Raw genomic sequence first — 5,916 nt, 5'->3', positions numbered from 1 at the left:
GTGAGCTGGTTGGCTTCGTTGATGCGGTCCCAGCCGGAGTAGCGGTTTTCGCTAAACAGCTGGTTCCAGTCGAAATCGTTGATCGAGCTATCGAAGTTGGGCAGCCTGCTCTGGTCGCGGTACGGCGTATTGACGTAATACAGGCGCGGTTCCAGCGTCTGGGTATGCGGACTGCCGGCGAATTCGGACTCGCGCTCGAAGTAGAGGCCGGAGTCGACGCTGAAAGTCGGCGTGGTCAGGCTCTCGTTGCGGGCACGCTCGCTGCCCAAACCATCCAGCGCATATTGGCGGAAGTTGACCCCCAGCTTGGGCTGGATAAAGCCCCAGCTGGCATCGGCCCGCCAGCTTAGCGACGGGTTCAGCATCAGGCGGTCGCCTTCTTGCAGGTCGGGATGCGAGAAGCGGGTGGCTTCGGATTGCAGATTCCACGACAGGCCGGCCGGCAATGCCTGACCGCCGTTGAGCGTGATCTGCGGCAGGCGGGCGTAAGGGATGGTGCCGCCGCTGGCATTGTCTATCAGGGTCTGGTAACGCTGTGCCCGTATCGTGGCATTACCCCAGCCCAGGTTGTAGCTGGCCCAGGCCTGACGTTCGAGGTTGTCGCTGGAGACCTGCGCCAGACGGTCGCTAAAGTCGTCGAAATAATCGTTGTCAGAGACATAGCTGCCGTCGTAGCCCCAGCTCAGATTGGGTGCCAGCGCTTGCTGGTGCTGGCCTTTCCACAGATAGCGGCTGCTGCCGGTTTCCTTGTCGTCTATCTGCTCGGTGTAGATCTGGCCCTGATAGCCGGGCTGCAAATAGCGGAACTCGCCGCCCAGCATTACGCCGCGCTTGGCGATATAGCGCGGAAAAAAGGTCGCATCGTAGTTGGGCGCGATATTCCAGTAATAAGGCTGGGAAAAGTCCAGGCCGTTACTGCCCAGACTAAAAGTCGGGAACAAGAGGCCGGACTTGCGGCCGCCATCCAGCGGGAAGTCCATCCATGGTGTGTACAGCACCGGCACGCCGCCCAGATACAGGCGGGCATTGCGTGCCACGCCGACATTGCGGGTGTAGTCGGCATCCACGGTGGTGGCTTTCAGGTACCAGGATTCGTCACCGGGGTCGCAGGTGTTCAGCGTGGTGCGCTTGAGCTGGTAGCGTTTGTCGCCAAGGATCTTCAGTTCGTCGCTTTTGCCGCGCAGCACGCCTTGACCCTGCTGGAAGGCAAATACCGCATCATCGGCCAGCCCTTGCTGGCTGGCGATTGAATAGTCGAGCTTTTTGGACAGGATGTCGCTGCCCGGCTGGGTTATGCGTACACGATCACCGGCCTGTACCAGTTCGCCCTTCTGTACGTAGTAGTCCAGCCAGTCTGAAGTAATGGTCTGGTCGTCGCGGGTGGCGACGACATTGCCGCGTGCCTTGAGTTCGTTGTCCATCTGGCCCGATAGCTCGTCGGCGGTGACGGTCAGCGAGCCGGGAGGCAAGGCCTCGGCAAAAAGCGGCGGCGCCAGAAAAAGTGCGGCAACTGCCGCTACGAGGGGAGTCAGTTTGAAAATGGCTGGCATGGGCGCTCAGGTACGTGTGGTGAACCCGAAAAATGAAGGTACAATCGCACAATTGTACCAATCTCGCAATGAAGCCACCATGCAGCGACTCAATGTACTTAAAACGTGGCTAGCCACGCGCTTTCCCCAAACCGACATTCAGGTCGAGTTTGCTGCGGCCGATGCCGACTTCCGCCGCTATTTCCGTGCCGTATTTCCGGACGGGACTACCCGCATCGTGATGGATGCGCCGCCGGAAAAAATGAACACCGATGCCTATGTGCATGCGCGCGAGGTGTTTTCCATGGTGCATGTACCGGCCATTCTGGATCGGGACCGCGAGCAGGGCTTGATGCTGCTGGAGGATCTGGGACGGGTGACCTTCCTTGCCGCACTGGAGCATGATGCACGGCGTGAAGTCCACCAGCTGCTGTTGCAAGAAGCGATAGACACGCTGATAGAAATCCAGCTGGGCAGCAAGCCGGATGTACTGCCGGTATACGACGAGGCGCTACTCACGCGCGAGCTGAATCTGTTTCCGGAATGGTTCTGCAATCAGGAAATCGGCAAGCCGCTGAGTTATGCGCAGCGCAAAGTGTGGGGCGAAACGAGCCGTCTGCTGCTGAATGCGGCACTGGCGCAGCCGCAGGTGTATGTGCATCGCGATTATATCGTGCGCAATCTGATGCTGACATCGGACCGGCCTGGCGTGCTTGATTTTCAGGATGCGGTATACGGCCCGATTACTTACGATCTGGTGTCGCTATTACGCGACGCCTTTATCGAGTGGGACGAAGCCTTCGTGCTGGATCTGGTGATCCGCTACTGGGAAAAGGCGCGCGCCGCCGGTTTGCCGGTGCCGGACAGTATCGACGACTTCTACCGTGCCTTCGAGTGGATGGGGGTGCAGCGTCACCTGAAAGTGGCCGGCATTTTTGCCCGCCTCCACCACCGCGACGGCAAGGATAAGTACCGTCCGGAAATCCCGCGTTTCATCAAATACCTGAAGCGCACCACCCGCCGTTACGGCGAACTGGCCCCCTTGTACGGCCTCTTGGTCGAGCTGGTGGGCAAGGATGAAACCGACGCCGAGTTGCAGTCGAGCTATCCGGTGCTGGGCTTCAAGGGCTGATGATGCGTGCGATGATATTGGCGGCCGGGCGCGGCGAGCGCATGCGCCCGCTGACCGACCACACCCCCAAACCCTTGCTTCCTGTGGCTGGCCAGCCCTTGATAGGCTGGCATTTGCAGCGTCTGGCGGCGGCAGGCATACGCGAGGTGGTGATCAACCACGCCTGGCTGGGGGCGCAAATCGAGGCGGTGCTGGCTGAAGGCGCGGCTTACGGTGTATCCATCCGCTACTCGGCCGAAGGCGAGAGCGGCCTGGAAACCGCCGGCGGCATCGCCACCGCCTTGCCCTTGCTTGGGGATGCGCCATTTCTGGTGATCAACGGCGACGTGCTGACCGATATCGATTTTGCCGCCTTGGCGCAACAAGCGGCCTTGCTGGATGGCAAGACGCGGCTGGCACACCTGCTCTTGGTCGATAATCCGCCGCACAATGCGGCAGGCGACTTCGGCCTGCTGGATAGCGGCATGCTGTCGGCGGATCCGCTAGCGGGGCGCGGCCTGACTTTTTCCGGTGTCGGTGCCTATCATCCGGCGCTGTTTGCCGGCACGCCGCCCGGGCAGCCGGCCAAGCTCGCCCCCTTGCTGCGTCGTGCGATGGCGGCCGGGCAGGTGAGCGGCGCGCATCACACCGGCGTCTGGCTGGATGTGGGCACGCCGGAGCGGCTGGCCGAAGCGGACAGGCTGGCAAGGCAGTGGTGATGCAGCTATTTTTCTGGCGTGCAGCCGGCTCCCGTTTCCCGCCTCCCGCTTCCCTGTTCCCAGCCTCCGGCGCAAGACAGTCATGAGCCGCCGTATCCTGGGCATAGACCCCGGCAGCCGCATTACCGGCTTCGGGGTGATCGATATCGTGGGCCAGCAGCGCCATTACGTCGCCTCCGGCTGCATACGAACCGTGCCGGGTGCCAGTCTGGCCGAGCGCATCCGCATTATCGTGGCCGGCATTCATGACGTAATTGCCACCTACCAGCCCAGCGAAGCGGCGGTAGAGCAGGTGTTCGTCAACGTCAATCCGGCCTCGACCCTGATGCTGGGTCAGGCGCGCGGTGCGTGCGTGGCGGCGCTGGTGATGAAAGACCTGCCGGTGGCCGAATATACCGCCTTGCAGGTCAAGCAGTCGGTCGTCGGGCAGGGCAAGGCACCGAAAGAGCAAGTACAGTATATGGTGGTCAGGATGCTGAATTTGTCCGGCACGCCGCAAGAAGATGCCGCCGATGCGCTGGCGGTGGCGCTGGCGCATGCCAACCACAGTGGCGGCGTGATGGGCGCATTGGCGCAGCAGGGCTTGCGCATCAAGAATGGCCGGCTGGCCTGAGTATCTCTAGGTGTCGCTTAAGCGGCACCCTCAACCCGGAAAGAAAACCCATGATCGGACGCTTGAGCGGCACCCTTATCGAAAAACTGCCGCCACAGATCGTGCTGGATGTCGGCGGTGTCGGCTATGAAGTCGATGTGCCGATGAACACCTTTTACCAGTTGCCGGCGCTGGGGCAGCACACCACGCTGTATACCCATCTGGTGATACGCGAAGACGCGCACCTCTTGTTCGGTTTTGCCAGCAAGGAAGAGCGCCTGAGTTTCCGCCAGCTGATCAAGGTGTCCGGCATCGGCGCCAAAATCGCGCTGGCCATCTTGTCCGGCATGACCGCCGACGAGCTGGCGCTGGCCATTGCCGGCGAAGACGTCAAGCGCCTGTCGGCAGTGCCGGGCATCGGCAAGAAAACCGCCGAACGTCTGGTGCTGGAGCTGCGCGGCAAGCTGATGACAGGCTCGCTGGTGGCGACACCGGGCGGCCTGCCGCTGGCGATCACGGCCGACGACAGAAGCGATATCATCGGCGCGCTGCTGGCATTGGGTTACAACGAAAAGGAAGCCGCAGCCGCCATCAAGGGCATGCCGGCTGACAGCGGTGTTAGCGAAGGCGTACGCTATGCGCTGAAAAACCTGATGAAAGGATAAGTCATGGCCAATGTCGCGGTGTTGATCGATGCCGACAATGTGTCGCCGGCGTGGATAGAAGACGTGCTGGAAGAAGCCGGCAAACTGGGCGTGCTGGCACTCAAGCGCGTATACGGCGACTTCAGCAAGCATGACAAGGCGTGGCGCGACCTGTGCGCACGCTTTGCCATCCACCCTATCCAGCAGTTTCCCAATACCAAGGGCAAGAACGCGTCCGACATCTCGATGGTGATCGACGCTATGGATTTGCTGCACTCCGAGCGTTTTCACAGCTTCTGTCTGGTCTCCAGCGATAGCGATTTTTCGCGTCTGGCGACCCGTCTGCGTGAAGACGGCCTTGATGTCTGGGGTTTTGGCGAGCAGAAAACACCGGTAGCTTTCGTCAACGCCTGCAGCAAATTCGTTTATGTAGAAGTGCTGCGCGAGCCGGACGAGGCCAAGGCCGAGCCGGAAAGCGCCGGGCGCGATGATGGCAACCGCAGCAAGCCTGCGGTGCAGGCCAAGCCGGTGCTGCGCCCGCTGGACCGCAAGCTGCGTGCCCAGTTCCAGAAGGCTATCGAAGCCTCGGGCGACGACGATGGCTGGGCTGACCTTGGCGGTGCCAATAGTCTGCTGGGGCAGTGGATGCCGGACTTCGATCCGCGCAACTATGGTTATCGCAAGATTTCCGAACTGGTCGAGAAGTCGGGCTGGTTCGAGGTTAAAAAAGCCACCCAAGGCCGTGGCGGGATTTCGATCAAGCTCAAGCCGGTCAACGGCCGTAAGAAATAGGCGCTGGCCTACACGCGTTGACGCGTTTTGGCTTTGTGTCCGCTACGCGGACTTTTTGAGTATTGCCGCTTCCGCTGACCGAGCGCGGCAAGCGCAGCGGCGCGAGGGAATACGAACGGGCAGGGGCTTGTAGCGACAAGCCCCTTGCAACCCAAGCGCCCCCGAAGTCTCGCGAAACCTCCGGCGCAAAAGAGTCTGCCGAGGCGCTGGCCAACTCCATGCGTGCGAATCTTTGATTCGCTCAGCGGGGTATTCGCTACCGTCGAATCGCTCGGACAAAGGCCAGCTTAAAACCTCGTCAGCCCCTTTTTCACCGGCGCGAGCCTGACGGGGATGGGTTACTGGCGGCAGCGCTTTTGGCATGGCCCGCAATAAACACCAATACGCAGTTGGGGCATAGCCTCAAAAAAGTCCGCGCAGCGGACGCAAGACCAAGCTTAAGCAATATATCAATCCGCCAGTTGCCGAATCAGGAAACAGATAGCCTCATGATAGAAACCGACAATCTGATGGGGGGCGCAGCCGCGCC

General features: G+C 61.0%; 6 protein-coding genes. 5 read left to right on the top strand and 1 reads right to left on the bottom strand.

Features of this window, described 5'->3' with window-relative positions; all coding sequences use genetic code 11:
• Positions 1–1,550: LPS-assembly protein LptD (locus tag ACRC1E_RS01610; protein WP_438513360.1), on the bottom strand; the 1,550-nt coding region annotated here is incomplete at its 3' end.
• A gap of 79 nt (positions 1,551–1,629) precedes the next feature.
• Here ACRC1E_RS01610 and amgK point away from each other — a divergent pair.
• The 5 genes from amgK to ACRC1E_RS01585 all read left to right on the top strand — a co-directional run bounded on the left by amgK (position 1,630) and on the right by ACRC1E_RS01585 (position 5,387).
• Positions 1,630–2,661, top strand: coding sequence for an N-acetylmuramate/N-acetylglucosamine kinase AmgK (gene amgK, locus ACRC1E_RS01605; protein ID WP_438513359.1), 1,032 nt, complete (start codon positions 1,630–1,632; stop codon positions 2,659–2,661).
• 2 nt (positions 2,662–2,663) lie between these two features.
• Entirely contained in the window at positions 2,664–3,359 is a 696-nt protein-coding gene (gene murU / locus ACRC1E_RS01600) for an N-acetylmuramate alpha-1-phosphate uridylyltransferase MurU (protein ID WP_438513358.1), read from the top strand.
• A gap of 82 nt (positions 3,360–3,441) precedes the next feature.
• Complete coding sequence (gene ruvC, locus ACRC1E_RS01595) at positions 3,442–3,972, top strand: crossover junction endodeoxyribonuclease RuvC (protein ID WP_438513357.1); 531 nt, start codon at positions 3,442–3,444, stop codon at positions 3,970–3,972.
• Positions 3,973–4,022: 50 nt separating this feature from the next.
• On the top strand, positions 4,023–4,616 hold the full coding sequence (gene ruvA / locus ACRC1E_RS01590) for a Holliday junction branch migration protein RuvA (RefSeq protein ID WP_438513356.1): 594 nt from the start codon (positions 4,023–4,025) through the stop codon (positions 4,614–4,616).
• A gap of 3 nt (positions 4,617–4,619) precedes the next feature.
• Positions 4,620–5,387, top strand: coding sequence for an NYN domain-containing protein (locus ACRC1E_RS01585; RefSeq protein WP_438513355.1), 768 nt, complete (start codon positions 4,620–4,622; stop codon positions 5,385–5,387).
• Positions 5,388–5,916: the final 529 nt, after the last annotated feature.

Origin of the sequence: Craterilacuibacter sp. (assembly GCF_051659485.1) — a bacterium.
Taxonomy (GTDB): domain Bacteria; phylum Pseudomonadota; class Gammaproteobacteria; order Burkholderiales; family Chromobacteriaceae; genus Craterilacuibacter.
Note: the sequence above shows the minus strand (reverse complement) of the source record. Positions and strands in the feature narration are given on the sequence as shown.

Coding starts and splice junctions, on each gene's coding strand:
- ruvC (WP_438513357.1), top strand. CDS start 3,442: ATGAGCCGCCGTATCCTGGGCATAGACCCCGGCAGCCGCATTACCGGC.
- ACRC1E_RS01585 (WP_438513355.1), top strand. CDS start 4,620: ATGGCCAATGTCGCGGTGTTGATCGATGCCGACAATGTGTCGCCGGCG.
- amgK (WP_438513359.1), top strand. CDS start 1,630: ATGCAGCGACTCAATGTACTTAAAACGTGGCTAGCCACGCGCTTTCCC.
- ruvA (WP_438513356.1), top strand. CDS start 4,023: ATGATCGGACGCTTGAGCGGCACCCTTATCGAAAAACTGCCGCCACAG.
- murU (WP_438513358.1), top strand. CDS start 2,664: ATGCGTGCGATGATATTGGCGGCCGGGCGCGGCGAGCGCATGCGCCCG.